A 23189-nucleotide genomic window follows, 5' to 3' on the forward strand; every position below is an offset into this window, starting at 1 on the left:
GAAATCATAAGCACCCTTAGACGGTCGCTGATTCGATTGAAAATCCGATCGCATATCTGATCGTCGAATCCGTCGAATCTGATCGCCGAGCCAGCCCACTGCAGCGCCCCATTCATGGGCAACGCGGCCAGCCAGCCATGCCATCGCGTCCTTGCGCCGATGGCCCATCCGTGTCGAAGCGCCAAGCCCGCCGCATCGTCTCAGACTGCGGCGCGGCTTCGCTTGCGCAGCGGTTGAGATCCGTTGCGGCCGCACGCTGTCTTGCCCCTTGGAGCAACCTGTGAATACACCCGAAACCGTCGTCATCGATCCCGCCACACGCGGCAACGGCCAGAACAAGCGCCAGAGCAACGGCATGCCGCCCGCCAGCTCGCGCCGCATCACGTTCATCAAATGGTTGCGCAAGGTGCACAGCTGGGTCGGTTTGTGGGGCGCCGCGCTCGGCCTGCTGATGGGCACGAGCGGCTTTCTGCTGAACCATCGTGCGGGGCCGCTGCGTGTATCGACGGGCGAGCCGCAAGTCGAGTCGCTACAGGTTCGAGTGCCGCAGCCCGCGCCCGAATCGCCGCGCGATCTCGCCAAATGGCTCAAGCAGGAACTGAAGGTGCAAGGCAAGCCCGGGCGCATGCAGAAGGAGCCGGCGCATCCCGTCGCGTGGGGCGATCGCGAGACCATTCAGCCCGAGCGCTGGCAGCTCTCGTTCGCGACGCCGAACGAGAACACGTCAGCGGAGTACTGGGTCGGTAACGACTACGTGAGTGTCAAGCGCAGCGCCAATACGTTCCTCGCGACGCTCACGAATCTGCACAAGGGCGTCGGCCTGAGCGTCGGCTGGGTGCTGCTGATCGACACCTTCGCGGGCGGCGTGATCCTGCTGTCGCTGACTGGCGTGCTGCTATGGACGCAGTTGAACAAACGAAGAACGATCGGCGCCGTGCTGGTGCTCGGATCGATCGTCGCGGCAGTCGTGACGGGGCTCGCTTAACGCTGCGTTCACACTGCGTTCACGCTGCATTCGCGCTCCATTCGCACGACGACGCACGTTCGAACAGACGAGGGCAATGCGCAGCCACATGACTGCGCATCGCCCTTTTTCTCATCGGGACTTCGCGTTTCGAAGTACAGGGTCAGTACTTCGCACGCTTATCCGCGGAACATCGGCGCACCCATCGGCGCGCCCGTGTTGCCGCCGTCGACGACGATCTCCGCTGCCGTGATCCCTGACGACGCATTCGACGCGAGGAACACGGCCGCCTGCGCGACTTCTTCGGCATCGGCGAGCCGGTTCATCGGGATCATCGGTTTCATTGCCGCTTCGGTGGCGTCGAGCGTCACGCCTTCACGGTCGCCGCGCGTCCAGATCGGCGTGCGCGTCGCGCCCGGAATGACCGTGTTCACGCGAATCCCGCGTGTTACCAGTTCCGCCGCGAGCACGCGGGCCATGCCGGAGATTGCGGCCTTCGACGCCGAATAAGCCGCCGAGCCGGGACGCCCCAGCTCGCGCATCACCGAGCCGTTCAGCACGATCGCGCCGCCCTCGCCCATCAGCGGCACGGCGGCCTGCACCGTCAGGAATACGGCCGTGACGTTGGTGCGCATGATCGATTCGAACTTTTCCGCCGTCGTATCGCCGACGGGCGTCGCGCCGCTCACGCCCGCATTCGCGAACACGATGTCCAGCTTGCCGAACTTGTCGCCGATCACCTTCATGACTTCATCGATGGCCTTCGGATCGTTCACGTCCGCGCGGATCGGCAGCGCGTTCGGGCCGAGTTCGGCGACGGCTTCGTCGAGCTTGGCCTGGTCGCGGCCCGTGATCGCGACGCGCGCGCCCTGCGCGATCAGCAACCGCGCCGTCGCAAAACCGATGCCGCTGTTGCCGCCCGTGACGAGCGCCGTCCTGTTTTCGAATGACATTGCACTTCTCCAGAGTTGATAGATGAGGCGGACATCCGCCCGCAGCTGCTTTATAATTGCAACTGCAATCTTAATTTAATGATAGTGACCGCAATGAATGCGTGTCAAGCGCTTTTTGCATCGGCGTTCGCGTCGCTATTGTTCGGTGGGACGGAAGAGTGATGAAAGTAAGCAAGGAAAAGGCGGCGCAGAACCGCGCGGCCCTTGTCGAGACGGCCGCGCGGCTGATCCGCGAGCGGGGCATCGACGGCGTCGGCGTGGCCGAGATCGGCAAGGCGGCGGGGCTCACGCACGGCGCGCTGTACGCGCACTTCAAATCGAAGGAGGCGCTCGCGGCAGAAGCGCTTGCGTACGGGCTGCAAGTCAGCCACGAGCGGATGACGACGCCGCGCGATGGCCATATGCCAAGCCTCGGCGAGCTGCTCGACAGTTATTTGTCGGAGGAAAGACGCGACGACATCGCCAATGGCTGCGCGATGGCGGCGTCAGCGAGCGAGATCGGACGGCAGGACGAGACGATTAGCGCGCGCTATAGCGAAGGATTCGAGAACATGGTCGACGTGTTCGAGAAACATCTGCACGCGCGCAAGGCAAAGGGCAACGCGCGAGAGAAGGCGATTGCGATCGCGACGGCGCTGATCGGCGGCATCGCGGCTTCGCGTGCGGTGCTGAAGGCGCGACCGGAACTGGCGAATGAGATTCTGCGCGCGGTGCGGCGCACGGTCGGCGAGATTGTGGGAGAAAAGGTCTGAAAGCAGTGTTTGCGACGAACTGAAACAAAACAGCGACGCGCCCTGCACTACCGCGTGCTCGCGGCCTTGAACTCCTGCATGCGATGGTCAATAGTTTAAAGCGAACCGCGTCGTGTGAAGTTTGCGAGGCACTTCTCTTTGCATGAGCGCGGCATCATCGAGCAAGGAGTGCATCGTGCATAAAATCACCGTTTCTCTTCATGTCACCACAGCTCTCGCGCTAGCGCTAAGCGCGGGTCTATCACAGGCGCAGGGACTCTCTGTTTATGACGACATGAACGCGCCGATGAACAACACGCGCCTGATGCCCACAGCGCCGCTCGGCAGCGAATACCCGACGCATGGCAACCAGCAGGCGGGCGAACTCAATCTGAATCCGATCGACCCGCGCGCGCAACTGGTGAACGGTCTGCCGAACAATGCGAACTCGGGCGGTTATGGATCGCCGCTTGCCGGAGTGCATACGGTTGCACAACCGGGGCAGTGACGTATCGCAATCGCAGCATTATCCCTTGGTCGCGCCGAACGTGAGGCCCGCAACGAAGTGCTTCTGCATCGCGAAGAACATCGCGACGGAAGGCAGCGCAGCGAGAATCGAACCCGCCGACACGAGATTCCACGCCGTCGTCCATTGCCCTTTGAGCGCAGCGACGCCCACTGTGATCGGCGCGGCCTCGTCGCCTTGCGTCAGGCACAGCGCCCAGAAGTAGTCGTTCCAGACGAACGTGAAGACGAGAATCGAGAGCGCGGCGAGTGCGGGACGAATCAACGGCAACACGATGCGAAAGAACACCGTCCATTCGCCCGCGCCTTCGATGCGCGCCGCCTCGACCAGTTCATATGGCAACTGCTTGATGAAGTTACGCAGAAAAAGCGCGCAAAAGCCCGTCTGAAACGACACGTGAAAGAGAATGAGCGCATACAGCGTGTTGAAGAGCCCTAAGCTCAGCGACAGGTCGCGCACGGGAATCATCAGAATCTGGATCGGCACGAAGTTGCCCGCGACGAACGTCGCGAAGAGCGTGGTGTTGCCGCGAAACCGGTAGACGGCCAACGCGAAGCCCGCCATCGCCGCGAGCGCAATCGAACCGATCACGGAGGGCACCGTGATCAGCACGCTATTCCAGAAGTAATGCAGCATCGGCGATGTGGTGAGCGCTTCGCGGTAGTTGTCGATGAAGGCGATGTGCTTCGGCCAGCCCCAGTAATTGCCTTCGCTCAGTTCCTCCGTCGAGCGCACCGACGTGATGAGCACCGCGATCATCGGCAACAGCCAGATCAAAAGCGCAATGGGCAACGAAAGTTTGTACAGGCGCCGGTTGAACGGCTTCCATTTCGCAACGGGCATCGGATACATGGTCCGCTCCTTACTGTTCGTGGCGCAGCATGCGGCGCAGGTGATAGACGATGTACACAAGCATGATCGCGAACAGTACGACGGCAATCGACGCCGAATAACCAATGCGGTAGTACTTGATCGCCTGGTCGTACATGTAATACGCGAGGACCGTCGAGCTTTCGAATGGGCCGCCGCCCGTCATCACCGAGATCAGATCGAAACTGCGCAACGCGCCGATCACCGTCACGACGATCGCCATGAACGTGACGGGCCGCAATTGCGGCAGCACCACGTGCCATAGCATCGACCAGCCCTTCGCGCCTTCCATGCGCGCCGCTTCGAGTTGCTCGCTGTTGAGTGTGGTGAGACCCGTCAGATAGAGAATCATGCAGTACGCCGTCTGCGGCCACAGCGCGGCGAAGATGATGCCGAAGGTCGCATAGTGCGCATCGCCGAGCACGGGCACGCCGTGTCCGAGGATCATCGCGAGCAGACCGAATGTCGGATCGTAGAACCACGAAAAGATCAGCCCGACGACCACGCCCGACAGCACGAACGGCGCAAAGAACAGCGACTTCACGACGCGTATGCCCGCCACCGCCTGGTTCAGATAGAGCGCGACGGCGAGTCCCATCGGCGGCGCGAGCAGGAACAGCACGAGCCAGATCAGGTTGTTCTTCAACGCGGTGTAGAACGTCGGCGCCTGAAACAGCTCGATGTAGTTCGCGAGACCGACGAAGACCTTGTCGGTCATGCCGTCCCAGTTGTAGAAGCTGAGCCAGATCGACGACAGGATCGGCCAGACGACGTACACCGCGACCATCAGGCAGGCGGGCGCGAGAAACAGAAACGCGGCCTTGCGCTGCCGACGCGCGGAGGGCGACGGACCGCGCCGCGTGCCCGCCGCTCTGGGCGCAGGCGCGGCCTGCGGCGAAGGCGGCGTGGCGTTGATGTCCTGACGTGTGACGGAGTGCGACACGACAATGCTCCTCTTCATGCAAGCGGGCTGCTGACTTGTTGCGCGCGCCGGGCGACATGCGCATGCGAACGTCGCCCGGCGCTCCCGCCGTTACTTCTTGTAGATGCGCTTACGCGTCTGTTCGAGTTGCGCGAGAATCGCGTCGAGCTTCGACGGATCGGAGACGAACTGCTGCATGCCCTTCATCCCTTCGTCGGCCATTTCCTTCGTCATGTCGCGATCGTAGAACTGCGCGATGCCGCCCTTCGTGTTCGACAGAATCTGGAAGCCGATCTTCGAAATGGGATCTTCGGGTTCCGGCGACTTGCTGTTCGCCGACAGCGAGCCGAGACCCGCCGCGAGCTTCGCGCCCTGCTCGGGCGATTCGACGAACGCAAGGAACGTGTGCGCATCGGCCTTGTTCTTGGCCTTCGCCGGAATGTGCAGCGACTCGACGGGGCCGTCTTCGGCAGTCGGCACGTTCGAATCGATGATCGGGAACTGGAAGTAGCTCATGTTCGGCTTCACGCTCGCCGGGAAGCCGCCCGTGATGAACGTGCCCATCAGCATCATCGCGGCCTTGCCCTGGAACAGGAACGGCTGCGCCGCATCCAGATCGTACGACAGCGAGTTGTCGATGAAATCGTGATCGTCGAGCATCTGCTTCCACGTCGTGTAGACCTTCTTCACACGCGGATCGGTATAAGGCACTTCGCCCGCCATCAGCTTCTGGTGGAACGCGTTGCCGTTCAGGCGCAGGTCCAGATAATCGAACCAGCCCGCGAGCGTCCATGCATCGCGGCCAGCCACTGCGAACGGCGTGATGCCTGCGGCTTTAAGCTTCTTGCACGCGTCCATCAACTGGTCCCACGTCTTCGGCTCGGACGCGATGCCGGCCTTCTCGAACAGGTCCTTGCGATAGAACAGGCCCCACGAGTAATACACGGTCGGCGCCGCGTACTGCTTGCCGTTGTACGTCGACGATTCCTTCGTCGATGCATACATGCTGTCCCAGCCGTTCTTCTTCCAGTCGCCGCTCAGGTCTTCGAACAGGCCGCGCCGCGCGTAATAGGCCATGCGCTCGCCGTTGTGCCAGTTGACGACATCGGGCGCGACCGTCGACAGCCAGCCCGGCAATTGCACCTTGTACGCCTCTTCATCGACGAACGACACCTTCACGTCGATGTCCGGGTGCGCCTTCTTGAAGTCGTCGATCACCGATTGCCACACCGCGCGCTGGCTCGCGCCCTTGAACGCGATGTTCATCGTCATCGTGCCCGCCTGTGCGACCGTGGTCGTCGCGGCGAACGACGATACGGCTGCCGCGACGGCGATGGCCATCGTCGCGAACGCCCTGCGTGGGTTGAACTGGCTTGCTGTCATCCTTTCGTCTCCTGTCATTTGCGTCTGGTTTTTACGTGCTGGATCACTGGCCTACTCGGTCCGATAAACCGCTACACCTTGCGGCCCGACTTCACGCGTGCCGATCACGAAGCGCGATGCATCGACGCCTTCGATCACGTGTCTCTCGTTTGCATAGTTGAAGACATACGTGAGCTTGCCGCGCCGGCTGATACGCACATTGTCTCCACATGGCATCGGCGTGAGACCGGCTTGCGTTGCGATGCGCGCGAACAGCGACTCGGTGAGACAGTCGTCGAACAGGCTCGCGAAGTAATGATCGCGACCATGCTGCACATACGCGGGATGGCCGTCGGCGAAACGTGCATGCACGCCGAACGTGTGCTCGTCGACGGCATCGATCAGATCGCGCCAGTGACGCGCGTAGCCTTCGCGCTGCGCATCGCCCACGCCGTCGAGCCGCACGGGTTCCGTCACGTTGGGCCGCATCGATTCGACGCGCCACACGCGGATCGGCAGCAACGATGCCAGCGTGCCCGGCGGCAGGTTGGCGGGAATCTGCAGATCGGATGTCTTCGAGCCCGTGCGCGGACCAAGCACGATCTGCGCGCCCGATGCCGCGAGCCGCGCCGCAAAATCGGCGGGCACGACGGGCAGCGGCGGCACGACGATCATCGCGTAGCCATCGAGCGGCGCATCGGCGGGAATCACGTCGACATCGAAACCCAACGAGCGCAGCGCCGAGTAGTACTCGAACGCAAAACGCGGATAGTGGAAATCCGCGCCCTGCGGATGAATCTCGAAGAGCCACTTCGCTTCGTAGTCGTAGATCAGTGCGATCTTGCTGCGCACCTCGGCGTTCGCATCCGCATCGGCCGACAGCACATGTGCGATCTCTTGCGCGACCGTCGCCGCTTCGCTGCCGCCGATATCGAGGCGGTTGTCGGGCGTGTTCAGGCCCGCGTGCATCTGCTCCTGCGCGAACGGCGCCTGACGCCATCTGAAGTACGACACGCAGCCCGCGCCGTGCGCGAACGCTTCCCAGCTCCACAGACGCACCATGCCCGGCAGCGGCGCGGGATTCCAGTGTGCCCAGTTGACGGGACCGGGCTGCTGCTCCATCACCCAGAACGGCAGCTTCGACATGCCGCGATACACATCGTGATTGAACGAAGCGAAGTCGGGATGCCCGGTGCGCAGAAACTTCGCCTTGATCTCAGGCGCGTACCACTGCTCTTCGAGCGCGCCGAGCGGATAGCTGTCCCACGTCGCCACGTCGAGATCGCGCGCGACCTTGTAGTGATCGAACTCGGTGAAGAGCTGCATGAAGTTGTGCGCGACGGGCCGTCCAGGCGAATGTGCGCGAATGATCTCGACCTGCATGCGGTTGTAACGCGCCACTTCGTCGGAAGCGAAACGCCGATAGTCGAGACGATGCGACGGATGCGCTTCCGTCACCGTCGCAACAGGCGCGTCGATTTCGTCGAAACTGCGGTACTCCATGCTCCAGAACACGGTGCCCCACGCACGATTCAACACGTCGATGGTTTGATAGCGCTCCGTGAGCCACTCGCGAAAACGCGCGACGGCAGCAGGCGAGTAGCTCACCACCGTGTTGTGGCAGCCGAACTCGTTATCCGTCTGCCAGTAAACGACGGCAGGATGCTTGCCATAACGCTCCGCGACGGCCGTGCAGATTTTGCGCGACGCCTCGTAATACGACGGCGACGAAAAATCGTAATGACGTCGTGAGCCGAATGCACGCGGACGGCCATCGGCGCCAACAGGAAGAATGTCGGGATGACGGTCGATCAGCCACTTCGGCGGCGTGGCCGTCGGCGTGCACATGACCACCTGCAAGCCCGCATTGCCGAGCACGTCGACGGCACGGTCGAGCCAGCCCCAATCGTATTCGCCGGGCGTGGGCTCGATACGGCTCCACGCGAACTCCGCGATTCGCACCTGTTCGATGCCGAGCGCCTTCATACGGCGCGCGTCGTCTTCCCACATCGATTCCGGCCAGTGCTCCGGGTAGTAGCAGACTCCAAGGCGCATGCGCATGTCCCTTATGCGTAGTGTTCGACGGTGTTGAGCGCCTTCACGGCGAATCCGTCGTCGGTGAAAAGATGGCAGGCGTTGGCGGGCGCCTCGAACACTGCGCGCTCGCCCTGCTCGATGCGGGCATTGCCGGGTACTTTCGCGATCAGCACATCGCCGCCCGCTTGTTCAAGATGCGCGTAGCTGTGCTCGCCCAGATGCTCGACGAGCGAAACGGTGCGCGTGAGCGTTGCCTCACGTCGTGATACATCGGCTGCGATGAGCCGGAGATGTTCGGGGCGCACGCCGAGCGTCACCGGCTGAGCGCCTTGCAGCGTGCTGCCGTCGACGAGAACGCGCACGGCTTCATTCGTATGATCCAGCGCGACGTCGACGCCTTGCGCGTCGATCGCCGTGACGCGTGCAGGCAGAAAGTTCATGCGCGGCGAGCCGATGAAGCCCGCGACGAAACGGCTGCTGGGCCGGTGATACAGCTCGAGCGGCGCGCCGATCTGCGCGATGCTGCCGTAGCGCTCCGTGTCCTTGCCCGTATGCAGCAATACGATCTTGTCGGCGAGCGTCATCGCTTCCGTCTGATCGTGCGTCACGTAGACCACGCTCGCCGATGCGAACTGCTTGTGCAGCCGCGCGATTTCGATGCGCGTCTGGCCGCGCAGTGTCGCGTCGAGATTCGAAAGCGGCTCGTCGAACAGAAACACGCCGGGCTCGCGCACGATCGCGCGGCCAATCGCAACGCGTTGCCGCTGTCCGCCTGACAACGCACGCGGCTTGCGATCGAGCAGCGCTTCCAGTTGCAGGATGCGCGCGGCTTCGCGAACCTTGCGGTCGATTTCGTCTTTCGGCTTTTTCGCGAGCTTCAGACCGAAGGCCATGTTCTCGTACACGCTCATGTGCGGAAACAGCGCATAGCTCTGAAACACCATCGCGACGCCGCGCTCGGCAGCGGGCACGTCGTTGACGATGCGCCCGCCTATCGACAGGTCGCCGTCCGTCACATCTTCGAGCCCTGCGATCATGCGCAGCAGCGTGGACTTGCCGCAGCCCGACGGACCAAGGAACACGCAAAACTCGTTCTCGCCGATCTCCAGATCGACGTTGCGGACCACGGGCGCGTTGTCTCCATACGCCTTCTGCACACCCTTCAAGGAAATGCTCGCCATCGCTTCGACTCCGTGATTTAATCAGCGCGAGCGGAGATTAAGCGCTTAATCTGAATGGCCGAAAAAACGCGATCGCATTACGATCGCGGGCTCTCTGGCTTTTCTGTTGACCCTGCCGGGGGCCGGTCAACGCTGTCTCCGATCATCGTTCTGGTGTTTTGCGCATGGTGCCCCGCCTTCGTAGCCAATGCAAATGATGAACGCCTGTCCCATATATTGAAGACGCAAACCATGTCCACACTCAGCGAAGTCGCGCGGCGCGCCGGCGTTACATCCGCCACGGTCTCTAACGTGCTGCGCAATCGCGGACGCGTCGGCGAGCAGACACGTCAGCGCGTGCTCGAAGCCGTTGAAGCGCTCAACTATCGTCCGCATCTTGCCGCACGCGCGCTCGCCGAAGGCCGCGCGCCCACGATCGCGCTGATGGTGTCGAGCATCGCGAATCCGTTCTATCCCGAGTTCGCGCTCGCCGTCGAACGCGAGGCGCGCAAGAGCGGCCACTTCGTCATCATCTGCAACACGAATGAGGACCCGCATGCGGGCCGCGCGTACCTCGACCAGATTGCAGGCACACTCTCCGAAGGTGTGCTCGTGATGAACGCCAATCTCGACTTCGACGATCTGCACAAGACGCAAGCGCGCGGCACGCCCGTCGTGCTATGCATGTGGGAACGTCCCGAAGATTCGCCGGGTTTGCCGTGCATCGCCGTGGACTTTCGTCTTGCGGGCCGGCTGGCCGCGAAGCATCTGATCGAACTGGGCCATCGGTGCATCGGCGCGATTGTCGGCAGCAAACCTTCTGGCATTCACGCGTCGCGTTACGAAGGCTTCGTCGATGCGATGCGCGAAGCGGGCCTGAAGGTGCCCGCCAAAAACGTGCGTTACGCGCCCGACACGATTCAAGGCGGCTACACGGCCGCGCGCGATCTGCTGGAACGCGACGCGAACGTGACAGCGATCTTCGCGACGAACGACCTGCCCGCGCTCGGCACCATTCATGCCGCCGCCGATCTCGGGCGCAACGTGCCGCGCGATCTTTCCGTAGTCGGCATCACCGACATCCAGCTTGCGCAGCAATCGCGCCCGCCGCTGACGACCGTCGCCGTGCCGACCGTCGAGGCCGCTGAACTCGCCGTGACGCTGCTGCGCGATCTGATCGAGCGGCCGACGCGCAAGCACGGTGCGCAGCAGAAAGTGCCGCGCATGTGCGTGACATCGGGGCCGCGACTCATCGTGCGCGGATCGACGCAAAAGCGTTGATTTCGACCGCGCATGACGCGCGAGGCAAGCGCAAAACCTACCGCGAAGCTGCGTTCAAAGCGGCATTCGATATCGCCACGCAAGCAATAAGCTGGCAACCGCTTCGCAAAAGCAGAAAAAGTTTCAGCCGTGCTTTCAGTGCTGCGTACGGCGCAGCATCGAAAGGTCATAGCCGAGGGCGCGCACGCGTTCGAGCAGCGCGTGTTGCAGTTCCCCCGCTGGCTTCTCGTCACGCGTGAGTATCCATAGATACGCGCCGCTCGGCTCGCCGACGATCGACCATCGATAGTCGTCGGCGTGATCGAGCACCCAGTAATCGCCGACGTAGAACGGTCCGAAGAAAGACACTTTCAGTTTGGCGTTGTCCGAGCCGGGCATCACACGCGCCTTGCCTCTCGCAATGCGCCGCACGCCGTTTGCGCCATCGCGGCCCGTGTTGATGACGCTGAGCGAGCCGTCATCGCGCTTCGCATAGTTGGCCGTGACGAAATCGCGGCCTCGTTCGAAGTGATTGTCGTAGCGCGCAAACTCGTACCAGTGCCCCGTGTAGCGGTCCAGATCGACGCTCTTCACAGGCTCGGGCACGCGCGCATTGCCCTTCCTGCTTTTCAACCGGATGGCGTACGTGACGGCAATCCCTAACGTCACGACTGCCACGACTGCAGCGGCAACGATTGCACTGCGCTTAGGGAAATTGCTTTGCTCGATATTGTCGTTGACGCTTCGTTCGACACTCATCGGACATGAACCTCGACACGATGTCAAAGCCGTTTAGACCTTACTTGAATGAAAAGTTTTCGCCATTACGGGACGAAGAAAGGACAAAGCGGTATCGGCGATACGACCGCGCACGAATCCCCATGACAGGCCAGCGACGCGAATCCGCAATAGCCGCTATGCTTGCTCCTTTATTGCGCTTTGTTCCCGTGCTGCTGCACACCACTCCTTCACATCAGTCATAGTTCCCTTCTCGCGGAGTCGATCATGCAATACCGCAAATTCGGCAACACTGGCCTTACTGTCTCGCGTTTGTGTCTCGGTACGATGACCTTCGGCTTGCAAACCGAAGAAGATGTATCGCGCGGCATTCTCGACAAGGCAACGGACGCCGGCGTAAATTTCATCGATACGGCTGACGTCTATCCGCTCGGAGGCACCGAGAGTGTCGTAGGCCGCACCGAGGAGATCATCGGGCGCTGGCTGAAGGGCAAGCGCGAGCGCTTCATTCTCGCGACGAAAGCCGTCGGCAAGGTTGGCCCGTCGCCGTGGGACCAGGGTGCGTCGCGCAAGCATCTGCTCGATGCCATCGATGCATCGCTGCGCCGTCTCGGCACCGATTACGTCGATCTGTATCAACTGCACTCCGATGACCGCGACACGCCACTCGACGAAACGCTCGAAGCGCTCGACGCGATCGTGCGTTCGGGCAAGGCGCGCTATATCGGCGTATCGAACTACCTCGCGTACCGGCTCGCACGCATGCTCGGCCGCGCGGACGTGCTGCGCACAGCGCGCTTCGTGTCGGTGCAGCCGCGCTACAACCTGCTGTTCCGGCAGATCGAGCGCGAACTGTTGCCGCTTGCCGACGAAGAAGGTCTCGCCGTGATGCCGTATAACCCGCTCGCAGGCGGACTGCTGACGGGCAAGCATCGTCACGACGCGAAGCCAGCCGACGGACGTTTCACCGAAACGGTCGGCAAAGCGGGCGCGATGTACTCGGAGCGCTACTGGCACGAGCGCGAGTTCAAGACGATCGACGCGCTGCGCGAGATCAACGCGAAAACGGGCGAGCCGATGACGAAGACAGCGATCGCGTGGGTGCTCGCGAACCCCGTCATCACATCGGCGATCATCGGCGCGAGCCGCGTCGATCAATTGAACGATTCGCTCGCCGCTGCCGACTACACGCTCGACCCTGAACTCAAGACGCAACTCGATCAGGCGACGGTCGAATACCGTTGGGGCGATGCGCCGCGCTAGGCAGCAAGAGGTGTACGTCGTGCGTCAGCGCCCGTAGCGCAGCACGGTGCTGCTCGCGGCCAGCACATGATTGTTGATGGCCGCGAGGAACTGATCGTGATTGAGACCAGGCTGTAGCGCGTCCTGCGAGAGATCGAGCGCATAGACCTGTAGCACGTAGTGATGCGGCACATCGCCGACGGGCGGACACGGCCCGTAATAGCCGGGCTTCCCCGTGCGATTGATGCCGCTCACGCTGCCCTCCGGCGCAGACGCGCCATGTGCCATCGACGTCATCGATGCGGGTATCCCGTACAGCACCCAATGGATCACGCCCAGGCCTTTCGCGCCGTCGGGATCGAACAGCGTCACCGCGAAACTGCGCGTGCCGGCAGGGACGTGGTGCCACTGCACGGCGGGCGACTGGTTGCCGCCGCCGCAATTGTTCGCGCTTGCCGCATGGCTCGAATCGACTGTGCCGCCGTCAGGCGTGCCCGGCGACGTGACTTCGAAAGCGTCCGCCGCGAAGACCTGCATCGCGCCCGCCGACAACGCGACACATAGCGCCGCGCGCGCCGGCCGGGCATAAGGGAATGTTTTCATCGAAAGGCTCCGCTGACTTCGGACGAACATGCTGTGGCCACGCATTTGCGGCCGCCAAAGCACAAACGGGTTACCCTGCCCCATTATTCCGCGGCGTGACGTTCATGGGATTTCAGGGCGCTTCAGGCCATCCATGCGGCTCGCTATTTGAACGCGCCTGTCTTCCGGTTCGCTTCGGGCAACTGGCGCGACTCACGCACGGACTTCGCATGCCAGAGCCTCGCACCGCCTTCGATGCCTGCATCATTCGACACGATCGCGACATTCGGCGGCAACTCGAACGTGAGCCTCGACGCGTTGCCGCCACCAATCCACAGCTTGTCGTAATTGACGAGCGAAGCCAGGATGCCGAGCACTTTCTCGACGCGCCGGTTCCAGCGCTTGTTGCCCGCCTGCTCGCGCGCGGCATTGCCGATGTACTGGTCATAGGTGCGGCCCTTGCTGACGGGATGATGCGCGAGTTCGAGATGCGGCATCAGCTCGCCGTCGCGAAAGAGCGCGGTGCCCGCGCCCGTGCCGAGCGTCAGCACGAACTCGATGCCGCGCCCTTCGATCGCAGCCAAGCCCTGCATTTCGGCATCGTTGATCATCCGCACGGGCATGCCGCCGACACGCGCAGCAAGCTCGCCCGCGAGCGGAAAGCCGCGCCAGCTCTCGTCGCCGATATTCGGCGCGGTCAGAATGCGGTTGTCGCGCACGACGCCGGGAAAGCCGATCGACATCGAGGCGGGACGATGTTCGTCGGCGAGCGGCTGCACGAGTTTTGCGAGCGTATCGACGAGGTGCTCCGGCGTGCACGGATGCGGCGTGGGCACGCGCACGCGCTCGCTTTTCATGCTGCCGGACGAATCGAGCACGGCGGCCTTCAGTCCCGAGCCGCCGACGTCGATCGCGAGTATCCGTTCGTCACCGCTTGCTGTCTTTGCTTTGCTCATGGCGAGGTCGTTGTCCTTTGGTCTGTTCTTGTCGAGTCAGTGCGAGGTGCTTGCCATTACGCTACTTCACCGCTGATGCAACGGCCGCCGGTTCCGCGACGCCTTTCGTCACAGGGACGTTCCCCGAGCTGACGAGTTCGCGCGGCTGCAACAGCAACGCGACGAGCCCTGTCCAGCCCGTCTGATGCGATGCGCCCACGCCGCGTCCGTTGTCGCCGTGGAAGTACTCGTGAAAGAGCACGAGGTCCTGCGAGCGCGGGTCGGCCTGCAACAGCGGATACGCGGCCATCACGGGACGCTCGCCGTTCTTGTCCTTCAGAAAGAGCGTGGTCGTGCGACGCGCGAGCGCATCGCCGATTTCGGCGAGCGACAGCTTGTTGCCCGAGCCCGTCGGATACTCGACGCGAAAATCGTCGCCGTAATAGCGGTGGAATTCGTAGAGCGATTCGATCAGCAGATAGTTGACGGGCATCCATACCGGTCCGCGCCAGTTCGAATTGCCGCCGAACACGCGCGAATCCGATTCGGCGGGCAGGTACTTCACACAAAAGCTCTGGCCGTTGTGCCGGTAGACGAACGGATTGTCGCGATGCACACGCGACAGCGCGCGTACGCCGTGATCGGACAGGAACTCCGTTTCATCGAGCGCGCGCCTGAGCAGCGCTTTCATCCGGTGCCCGCGCAACAGCGAGAGCAGCAGGCTGTTGCCGCGTCCCGGCTCGTTCCAGCGCGATACCAGCCGCGCGAGATCGGGGCGAAAGCGCAAGAACCATACGAGGCGATCGCGCAAGCCCGGCAGCGAGCCATGCAGGCGTTCTTCGAGCACATGCACCGCGATCAGCGGAATCAGGCCGACGATCGAGCGCACGCGCATCGGCGTGCTGGAGCCATCGGGCAAGCGCAGCTTGTCATAGAAGAACTCGTCCTCGCTGTCCCACAGGCCCGTTTCGCAATTGTCTTCGCAACTGACGGCCTGCGCGATATACAGAAAGTGCTCGAAGAACTTCACGCCGATATCGACGAACACATGGTTTGCAAACGCGAGCTCGAGCGCGATGCGCATCAGGTCCAGTGCGTACGCGGCCATCCATGCCGTGCCGTCCGCCTGATCGATACGGCCGCCCGTCGGCAGCGGCGACGAGCGATCGAAGATGCCCACGTTATCGAGCCCGAGAAAGCCGCCCTGGAAAATATTGCGGCCATCGGCGTCCTTGCGGTTCACCCACCACGAGAAGTTGAGCAGCAGCTTGTGAAAGACCAGCTCCAGAAAATCGCGATCGCCCTTGCCCGTCAGCGCGCGATCGATTTCATAGACACGCCACGCGGCCCACGCATGCACGGGCGGATTCGCATCGCTGAATGCCCATTCATACGCTGGGATTTGCCCGTTCGGATGCATGTAGCGGTCCTTCACGAGCAGCAGCAATTGACGCTTCGCGAACGCGGGATCGATCAATGCGAACGCCGCCGCATGAAACGCGAGGTCCCATGATGCGTACCACGGGTACTCCCACTTGTCCGGCATCGACACGATGTCGGCGTTGCACAGATGGCGCCAGTCGCGATTGCGGCCCTGCTTGCGCGACGCAGGCGGCGCCGGCTGTGCGGGATCGCCGTCCATCCAGCGCTGCACGTCGAACTGGTAGTACTGCTTCGACCACAGCATGCCCGCCAATGCCTGACGCTGAACGAGCCGCTCGTCCGCGCCGTCGATGTCATGCTGCAACGCTGCGTAGAACGCGTCGGCTTCCGCGATGCGCTGCGAGAACAGCTCGTCGACGTCGAGCGGCTCGTCGTCGACGGCGAACTCGGGCCGCCAGCGCAGATAAACGATGGCCGTGCCGTGCGGCGGCAAATTCAACGGCACATGCGCGGCCGCCTTTGTGCCCGCGTCGCGGCGAATCGCGTCGGCGTCGCCATGTACGAGGTATTCGTTGAAGCCGTCCTTGAACGGACCTGTCGCTTCCATGTCGAAATGACGCCGGACGTTCGTATCGTTCTCGCAGAACATCCATTCGAGCACGGTCGTGTCGGGCGACCATGCCGTCACGACGATCGGCTCGTGGCCCGGATGCGTGCCGAGCAAACGCGTAACGCCGTGCACCGTTTCCTTGACGAGCTTCGGCCGCTCGTCGATGTCCTTCCACGACCACTTGTTGCGCGCCCAGAACTGCGGCAGAAGATCGAGCGCTGCCGACTCGTCCGCACGATTCTCGACGGTGACACGCATCACGATGTCTTCAGGCGTGTTCTTTGCGTATTCGACGGTCACATCGAAATAGCGCAGATCGTCGAACACGCCTGTATCGAGCACTTCATACTCGGGCATATCGCCGCCGCGCCGCGCGTTTTCCTCGACGAGATCCTGATACGGAAACGCGGCATGCGGGTACTTGTACAGCATGCGCATATAGGAATGCGTCGGCGTGCCGTCGAGATAGAAGTACAGCTCCTTCACGTCCTCGCCGTGATTGCCTTCCTGATTCGTGAGGCCGAACAGACGCTCCTTCAGAATGGGATCGGCGCGATTCCACATTGCAATCGACACGCACCAGTTCAACGTTTCGTCGCCGAATCCTGCGATGCCGTCTTCGCCCCATCGATACGCGCGGCTGCGCGCATGATCGTGCGGGAAGTAGTCCCATGCCGTGCCGTTCGGGCTGTAGTCTTCGCGCACCGTGCCCCATTGACGCTCGCTGAGGTACGGACCCCAGCGCTGCCACCGCGCGCACTCGGCGGAATGCAGACGTATCCCCTCGACCGTGGAAAGCAGATTCGCAGCGCGCAGCGCAGGCATGGCAGCGTCCTTCCTCTCGTGGTGACGGCAGGAGTTACATCGTAGCGCGGTTGGGGTGTTCGCGTTGCGCAGCAGACGGATCGGCGCTGATGCGTTCCCCAAGCAACACCCCCACACGCAACCGTTCCCCAAGCGACCACGCCTGAAACGGCGTGCCGCCCGGCGCATGCGGCGCGTCGCCGTCCGCGACTTCCGAAATGTGATCGAGGCCCGCGCGGTCCAGATGCGCATCGAGCGGCACGAGAAAGCGTGTGCGCGCCGCGTCGCGTGCGGCGGCATCGAGACGTTGCACGCGCAGCCATGCCTCGACGAACGGACCGAGCAGCCAGGGCCACACGGTCCCTTGATGATAGGCGCCGTCGCGATCGAACGGCGTCCCCACGTAGCGCCCGCGATATGCGGGATCTTCGGGCGAGAGCGTGCGCAATCCGAGCGGCGTCAGCAGATGCGCTTCCACCTGCGCGACAACGGCACGCGCCGTCTCGCCTTCGACGAGCGCGAACGGCAGCCCGCCGGCGGCGAAGATCTGATTGGGCCGCACGGAACGATCGACAGCGCCGCGCACGTGATCGACATCGACGTTGTCGAACAGCGCACCCGTTTGCGGATCGACGAAGCGCCCGGCAAACGACTGCGCCGCACGCATTGCCGGCTCGCGCCAGTGCGCATTCCACCGCGAAGCAATCTGCAACGCGTTGAACCATAGCGCCTGCACTTCGACGGGCTTGCCGATGCGCGGCGTCACGACCCAGTCGCCGACCTTCGCGTCCATCCACGTAAGCTGCACGCCGGGCACGCCGGCGCGCAACAGGCCGTCGTCGTCGGCACGTATGCCGTAGCGGGTGCCTTGCGTGTAGCCGGACAGAATCGTATCAACGGCCTCGTGCAAGCGGTCTCGCGTGTCGTTCGACGCATGCCCCGTCGACAGATAGTCGTGCACGGCAATCGCGAACCAGAGCGACGCATCCACCGAGTTGTACTCCGGCTCGTCGCCATAGTCGGGAAAGCGGTTCGGACACATGCCTTCGGAAATCGTGCCCGCCCACGCAAGCAGGATCGACTCGGCTTCCGCATGGCGCCCCGTGGCGATGAGCAGCCCGCGCATTGCGATGAACGTATCGCGGCCCCAATCGGTGAACCACGGAAAGCCCGCGACGATCGTGTGGCCCGTCGAACGCGCGACGACATAGGCATCGGCGGAACGCTGCAGGCGCGATGAGAATGCCGCGCGACGCGATGCTTCCGTATTCGCAAGCGCATCGGCGTGTGCGCTCGCCGCTTGCATGTCGGGCGGCGCGTGACCCGTGGCCGCGCTCAGCACCATGACGGCTGCATCGCTCAGAAGTTCGAAGCTGAAGACGCCGGGCGTCGCGAGATCTTCCGTGAAGTCGAGGCCGCGCTCGCGTTCGCGCACATAACAGAAGTTGCGATACCAGTCGGGCGCATGTCCATAGGCGCCGTTCGTCAAGGCGCGAATCGCGGGCAGATCGCGATAGGGCTGCCACTGCACGCGCTCGCCATCGACGCAAGCGGTGAAATCGAACGCGCCGTTCTCGTGATGCAGCGCGTGATAGTCGCGGCCCGACAGCAACGGACGCACATGCAGCGTAATCGTGCGATCGCGCGGCACATCGTGTTCGAACTCCGCCCGCCAGCGCAGCACCGTCTCGCACGTCGCTTTCGCAACGAATGCTTCAGCGACCACAGAAGTCCACGCGTCGATCCGGAAGCGCCATGTCGGCCAGGGCATCGTATCGAACGCGATCAGACTCGCCGCGATGTCGGGATACAGGATGTCGGGCGCGTAGCGCTGCATCGTGAGCGGATAGCGCGCTCCGTTCGCTTCGATCCACGCTTCGATGCCATTGGCGAGCACCACGCGCCCCGCAGGCGCGCGCGTCGCCGTCAGCAGCAGCGCGTGGTAGCGGCGCGTGCGCAACGTGCCCACCGTGCCCGACGCGAAGCCGCCGAAGCCATCGGCCTCGAGCCATTCGTCTTCCAGACGTCCGATATCGAAGGGGCGTTCGACGCGTGTCATCGCAGATCCGCTTTTCGCTGGCGTGGCCGGTCAAGACTGCCGACAGATTAGCGGCTCACGCGGGAAAAGTCTTGCGCAGTGCCGTCTCACCTATGATGCCAACCGCGTGAAGATCACATAGCCGTTTGCGCCGCCACGCGATGCAGAATCGGCAGCACGGCCCACACTTCGAGCCCGCCGCCTTCGCGCGGATGAAACTCCAGCGCGCCGCCATGCAAGCGCGCGATGCGCTCGACGATCGCAAGCCCCAGCCCCGTGCCGCCCGTCTTGCCGTGCGCATTCTTGCCGCGCTGGAACGGCGCCTTCAGGCGTTCGAGTTCTTCGGCGCTCAATCCCTTGCCACGGTCCCCGACAGCCACACGGATCGCATCGGCATCGGCCCATGTCCTGACGGCAAGGCCCGTCTGCCCGTAGACGACGGCGTTCTGCATCAGGTTCATCACGAGCCGCATCATCGTGATGGGCCGGAATGCATGTTCGGGAAGCTTGCCGAGCGACAGCTCGAATTCGTGCCCGAGTCCCGCGAAGTCCGCGGCTAGCTGGCTGATCAGCGCGTTCAGATCGCCGGGCTGCGGCGTCTCGCGCTCGCCGCTTCCCGCGTAGTCCATGAACTGCTGAAGGATCGTGTCGATCTGGTCCAGATACGATTCCGCCGCGCCGGAGAATGCTTCGTCGCCGCCCGTCTCGTTCGCCATCGCCATTGCGAGACGCAGCTTCGTGAGCGGCGTGCGGATATCGTGCGAAACGCCCGCGAGCATCAGCGCGCGCGTCGCCTCCGCCTGCTGCAACGCCTGCATCATCTGATTGAACGCGCCGCTCACCTGCGCGATCTCGGTCGGCCCGTCGACGGGCAAAGGCGGCGGCGTTTCGCCCGCGCTCACGCGGCGCGCCGCATGCGCGAGTTCCTGCAACGGACGGTTCAGATAGCGTTGCAGCGCGAAGCCCGTCAAAGCGGCCAGCATGCCGAGCCCCAGCGACAGCAACACGGCCGTCAGCATGCCGCCGCCCTGCGCTTCTTCCGGCACTTGCAGGCCAACCCAGTACGGCTTGCCCGCGACGTGCATGCGTATCCACATGCGCGGGCCGGCCTGTTGCCAACGCACTTCCGTGCCCGACGGCAGATAGCGGCCCAGACTTTCCAGAAACAACTGCAACTGATGAAGCCGGTAGAACGCGAGCAGTCTGACGCGCGGCTCCGTCACCGCATCGGCGGGCGGTTCGTCGCGTGCGTCGAGCCGCGCGACGAGCGTGTCGCGCGCAATCTCGGGCGACGCGGTGAGCGCGTTATCCAATGTCTTGATGTACGTGCCGAACACGGCAGCGGCGCGCTCGGTGCGCGGGCTTTGCACATAGTGGATCAGCACGCTCAGCGCGCAGACCTGGCTGACCGCCATCAGCACGATCAGCAGCATGATGTTGCGCGCGAGAACGCTGCGCGGCAGCACGCGCGACAGGATGCGCGCGTTCATGCTTCGACGTCGGCGACGAGCATATAGCCGACGCCCCATACGGTCTTGATGAAACGCGGCTTCGACGGATCGCTTTCGATCGTCTGCCGCAAGCGCAGAATCTGCACGTCGATACTGCGGTCGAGTGCATCGTGGTCGCGCCCTCTCGCGCGCGCGATCAGATTGTCGCGGCTCACTGCGCGGTTCGGCGACGCCGCGAGCGCCGTCAACAGCAGCATCTGCGCGGAATGCAGTTCGACGGGTGCATCGAGCCGGTAGAGACACTGCTTGCCGACATCGAGCCGGAAGTCGCCGAAGCGCAGCGTTTGCGTGGTAACGGTCGGGTCGCCCGCTGCGATCTTCTGGCGGCGCAACAGCGCGTTGATGCGCGCCACCAGCTCGCGCGGCAGGAAGGGTTTCGCGAGGTAATCGTCGGCGCCCGTTTCGAGACCGATCACGCGGTCGAGCGGATCGCCCTTTGCAGTGAGCATCAGGATCGGCATCGTATGGCCCTCCGCGCGCAGGCGCGCGCAGATCTGCAGGCCGTCCTCTTCGCCGATCATCAGGTCGAGCACCAGCAGGTCGTAGGGCTCGCGCTGCAGATAGCGTTCGAGCCGCTTGCTGTTCTCGACGGCGCGGACTTCGAAGCCATGTCCGCTCAGGAAGCGCTGCAGCATGTTGCGCAGTTCCGCTTCGTCGTCGAGCACGATGATGCGGGCGGGTCGGTCCATGCGATGGCTCCTTTCGCTACTTGCAACAGTTTAGCTTCGGGCCGACCCGTTTTTCCGTCAGTGCGATCCCGCGCGCTGCGCCATGAATTGCTCGATCTGTCCGAGCGTCACATAGCCCTGTCTCTGCGTATCGATCTCGTTGAAATGCTGCGCGACGCGCGGCATGCCCGTCTGGGCCTGGGCAAGCGTCAGCTTGCCGTCATGCGTCGTGTTGGCGGCGGCAAAGCGCTGCTGCAACTCCTGCATCATCCGCTCCATGCGCGGCGATGCGGCCATCGGTTGCGGCGCCGTCTGCGCCATCACGCCCGTCGATGCAATGCACAAAGCCAGCATGGCGATCCACTTCTTCATTTCACTCTCCAATCGGTTCATTCAACTTCTTCGCTCACGTGGTGTTGCGATTCGTCGTTGGCGAAGCGAATTCTTGCTGTCTGGAAAGCGGAAGGCAATTTCAAAGTTATGTCGCCGCATTTCATGCGATTCATCGTCTGGGCCATGCATTCACGCTTGTTTCAGATTCGCCGCTGCATCGCGCGCTACGTGATTACGTAGCGAACACTTCAAGCATGAGCGTGCTTTTCCGGCGACATCGAATGAAACAAGTAATCGCTGCCCATTCGGGGATGTGTTGCGTATCGTCTGCACGTCGGCGGCGATGTGAGGACTTCGCATCGCGTCCGCCGACTGTCCGCTCGTCCGCCGAGGAGTTTGATGTGAACATTCGCTCTGCTTATACGTCCGCGATTGCCGCGATGGGTATCGCCTGCTCGACCAGCGCCTTCGCCGGCACCGTGTTCGTCCATGCGGCCTATGTGCCCGCTGTCGTCTATGCGCCGCCGCGCACGCTCTATTACGTGCCGCCGCAACCGCCTTATGTCGTGCCCGTCGTGCCCGTCGTCACTCGCGTGCCCGTGGCCCCCGTGGTACCTGTCGTGCCCTATGTCGCCGTCGTGCCGCCACCCGCGCCCGCGAAGCCCTTGCCCTATGCGACGGTGGCCGTGCCCATCGTCGCACCGCCTGCTTACGCGGTTGCGCCCGCAAGAAGCATCGTCTATGCGCAGCCGGTCGCCGTTGTGCCCGGCGTCGTCGTCACACGCTGATTGCATCGCTGCGCCGATTCACTTGATCTTTGGAAAGCCGAGGCCAACAATGAAAGCCTTTGTCTAACCGGTACTAACCGCCATTAACCGGCATTCGGCGAGCTTCGTGGAGGGCGCTATGTCAGAGATCGAAAAGGACAAGGTCATTGCCGTGCTCAACCAGATTCTCGAATCCGAGCTGGCTGGCGTGGTCCGTTACACGCACTACTCTTTTCTGGTGTTCGGCTTTGGCCGCATCCCGATCGTGTCGTGGCTGCGTCAGCAGGCCGACGAATCGCTCGCGCATGCGCATCTGGCGGGCGAATGGATCACGACGCTCGGCGAGTATCCGTCGCTTGGCATCGGTCAATTGCTCGATTCGCATACGACCGATATCGCGTCCATTCTGCGCGAGTCGCTTGCAGCCGAAGACGTCGCGCTTGGCCTGTATCGCGATCTGCTTGCGCTCGTGAAAGACCGCTCCGTTGCGCTCGAAGAATATGCGCGGCAAATGATCTCGGTCGAAGAGATGCATGCGGGCGAAGTCGACAAGATGCTGCGCAGGCCGGGCACGGTCGCGACATCGGGCGAGCGCGGCGCCGATACGCATTAGCTTCGACGCTGGCATTCGCGCATGCGTTGCCGGACTTTCAATTCGCTGCACACGCCGACTCTCGATCGCTCACCGAATAATTCTTCTACCTGCACATCAAGGGCACGGCATGCATCGACACACGATGCATGCCGTGCCCTTTCTCTTATTGCATGCGCGCGCGATGCATTTAACGTTTGC

At 63.0% G+C, this 23189-nt stretch carries 21 protein-coding genes; 7 read left to right on the forward strand and 14 right to left on the reverse strand.

Features of this window, described 5'->3' with window-relative positions; all coding sequences use genetic code 11:
• The first annotated feature begins 280 nt into the window (after positions 1-280).
• A complete protein-coding gene (locus tag BMW76_RS30155) occupies positions 281-985 on the forward strand; it encodes a PepSY-associated TM helix domain-containing protein (protein WP_090871882.1) in 705 nt (234 codons plus the stop codon).
• Positions 986-1143: 158 nt separating this feature from the next.
• On the opposite strand, the gene BMW76_RS30160 is transcribed toward BMW76_RS30155, so the two are convergent.
• On the reverse strand, positions 1144-1917 hold the full coding sequence (locus BMW76_RS30160) for an SDR family NAD(P)-dependent oxidoreductase (protein ID WP_090871884.1): 774 nt from the start codon (positions 1915-1917) through the stop codon (positions 1144-1146).
• 161 nt (positions 1918-2078) lie between these two features.
• Between BMW76_RS30160 and BMW76_RS30165 the strand changes: the two genes are divergently transcribed.
• On the forward strand, positions 2079-2669 hold the full coding sequence (locus BMW76_RS30165; protein ID WP_090871886.1) for a TetR/AcrR family transcriptional regulator: 591 nt from the start codon (positions 2079-2081) through the stop codon (positions 2667-2669).
• A 175-nt stretch (positions 2670-2844) separates the two neighbouring features.
• Positions 2845-3156 carry a hypothetical protein gene (locus tag BMW76_RS30170; RefSeq protein WP_090871985.1) on the forward strand — a complete coding sequence of 104 codons (312 nt, stop codon included), beginning with the start codon at positions 2845-2847 and terminating at the stop codon, positions 3154-3156.
• An 18-nt stretch (positions 3157-3174) separates the two neighbouring features.
• Here BMW76_RS30170 and BMW76_RS30175 read toward each other — a convergent pair whose 3' ends face one another.
• From BMW76_RS30175 to BMW76_RS30195, 5 genes are all read right to left on the reverse strand, one after another.
• Positions 3175-4026, reverse strand: a complete 852-nt coding sequence (locus tag BMW76_RS30175) for a carbohydrate ABC transporter permease (RefSeq protein WP_090871888.1) — start codon at positions 4024-4026, stop codon at positions 3175-3177.
• 10 nt (positions 4027-4036) lie between these two features.
• Positions 4037-4987, reverse strand: coding sequence for a carbohydrate ABC transporter permease (locus BMW76_RS30180; protein ID WP_090871987.1), 951 nt, complete (start codon positions 4985-4987; stop codon positions 4037-4039).
• Between the two features lie 90 nt (positions 4988-5077).
• A complete protein-coding gene (locus BMW76_RS30185; RefSeq protein WP_090871890.1) occupies positions 5078-6349 on the reverse strand; it encodes an ABC transporter substrate-binding protein in 1272 nt (423 codons plus the stop codon).
• A gap of 51 nt (positions 6350-6400) precedes the next feature.
• A complete protein-coding gene (locus BMW76_RS30190) occupies positions 6401-8383 on the reverse strand; it encodes a beta-galactosidase (protein WP_090871989.1) in 1983 nt (660 codons plus the stop codon).
• Between the two features lie 11 nt (positions 8384-8394).
• The gene (locus tag BMW76_RS30195; RefSeq protein WP_090871892.1) at positions 8395-9546 is read right to left on the reverse strand and encodes an ABC transporter ATP-binding protein; all 1152 of its coding nucleotides are present in this window, start codon (positions 9544-9546) and stop codon (positions 8395-8397) included.
• A gap of 231 nt (positions 9547-9777) precedes the next feature.
• Between BMW76_RS30195 and BMW76_RS30200 the strand changes: the two genes are divergently transcribed.
• A complete protein-coding gene (locus BMW76_RS30200) occupies positions 9778-10806 on the forward strand; it encodes a LacI family DNA-binding transcriptional regulator (RefSeq protein ID WP_090871894.1) in 1029 nt (342 codons plus the stop codon).
• Positions 10807-10941: 135 nt separating this feature from the next.
• Here BMW76_RS30200 and BMW76_RS30205 read toward each other — a convergent pair whose 3' ends face one another.
• A complete protein-coding gene (locus tag BMW76_RS30205) occupies positions 10942-11544 on the reverse strand; it encodes a lipocalin family protein (protein ID WP_090871896.1) in 603 nt (200 codons plus the stop codon).
• A gap of 246 nt (positions 11545-11790) precedes the next feature.
• Between BMW76_RS30205 and BMW76_RS30210 the strand changes: the two genes are divergently transcribed.
• Positions 11791-12786, forward strand: a complete 996-nt coding sequence (locus tag BMW76_RS30210) for an aldo/keto reductase (RefSeq protein ID WP_090871898.1) — start codon at positions 11791-11793, stop codon at positions 12784-12786.
• A gap of 24 nt (positions 12787-12810) precedes the next feature.
• Here BMW76_RS30210 and BMW76_RS30215 read toward each other — a convergent pair whose 3' ends face one another.
• The 7 genes from BMW76_RS30215 to BMW76_RS30245 all read right to left on the reverse strand — a co-directional run bounded on the left by BMW76_RS30215 (position 12811) and on the right by BMW76_RS30245 (position 21668).
• Positions 12811-13302, reverse strand: a complete 492-nt coding sequence (locus tag BMW76_RS30215; RefSeq protein ID WP_245763434.1) for a YbhB/YbcL family Raf kinase inhibitor-like protein — start codon at positions 13300-13302, stop codon at positions 12811-12813.
• A gap of 209 nt (positions 13303-13511) precedes the next feature.
• Positions 13512-14303: an ROK family protein gene (locus tag BMW76_RS30220; protein ID WP_090871902.1), complete on the reverse strand. Its 792-nt coding sequence runs from the start codon at positions 14301-14303 to the stop codon at positions 13512-13514.
• 61 nt (positions 14304-14364) lie between these two features.
• Positions 14365-17100: an MGH1-like glycoside hydrolase domain-containing protein gene (locus BMW76_RS30225; protein ID WP_090871903.1), complete on the reverse strand. Its 2736-nt coding sequence runs from the start codon at positions 17098-17100 to the stop codon at positions 14365-14367.
• Between the two features lie 34 nt (positions 17101-17134).
• Positions 17135-19138, reverse strand: a complete 2004-nt coding sequence (locus BMW76_RS30230) for an amylo-alpha-1,6-glucosidase (RefSeq protein WP_090871905.1) — start codon at positions 19136-19138, stop codon at positions 17135-17137.
• Positions 19139-19251: 113 nt separating this feature from the next.
• Positions 19252-20607, reverse strand: a complete 1356-nt coding sequence (locus BMW76_RS30235) for an ATP-binding protein (RefSeq protein ID WP_090871908.1) — start codon at positions 20605-20607, stop codon at positions 19252-19254.
• Entirely contained in the window at positions 20604-21317 is a 714-nt protein-coding gene (locus BMW76_RS30240; protein ID WP_090871910.1) for a response regulator, read from the reverse strand. The genes BMW76_RS30235 and BMW76_RS30240 overlap by 4 nt, the downstream gene beginning before the upstream one ends.
• Before the next feature lie 57 nt (positions 21318-21374).
• Positions 21375-21668 carry an EF-hand domain-containing protein gene (locus tag BMW76_RS30245; protein WP_090871912.1) on the reverse strand — a complete coding sequence of 98 codons (294 nt, stop codon included), beginning with the start codon at positions 21666-21668 and terminating at the stop codon, positions 21375-21377.
• 362 nt (positions 21669-22030) lie between these two features.
• On the opposite strand from BMW76_RS30245, the gene BMW76_RS30250 reads away from it, so the two are divergent.
• Together BMW76_RS30250 and BMW76_RS30255 are read left to right on the forward strand one after the other, a co-directional pair.
• Positions 22031-22417 (forward strand): hypothetical protein, encoded by a 387-nt coding sequence (locus tag BMW76_RS30250; protein WP_090871913.1) that lies wholly within the window; start codon positions 22031-22033, stop codon positions 22415-22417.
• A gap of 118 nt (positions 22418-22535) precedes the next feature.
• The gene (locus BMW76_RS30255; RefSeq protein ID WP_090871915.1) at positions 22536-23009 is read left to right on the forward strand and encodes a ferritin-like domain-containing protein; all 474 of its coding nucleotides are present in this window, start codon (positions 22536-22538) and stop codon (positions 23007-23009) included.
• Positions 23010-23189 lie beyond the last annotated feature (180 nt).

The sequence above is a fragment of the Paraburkholderia diazotrophica genome (assembly GCF_900108945.1).
Taxonomy (GTDB): Bacteria; Pseudomonadota; Gammaproteobacteria; order Burkholderiales; family Burkholderiaceae; genus Paraburkholderia; species Paraburkholderia diazotrophica.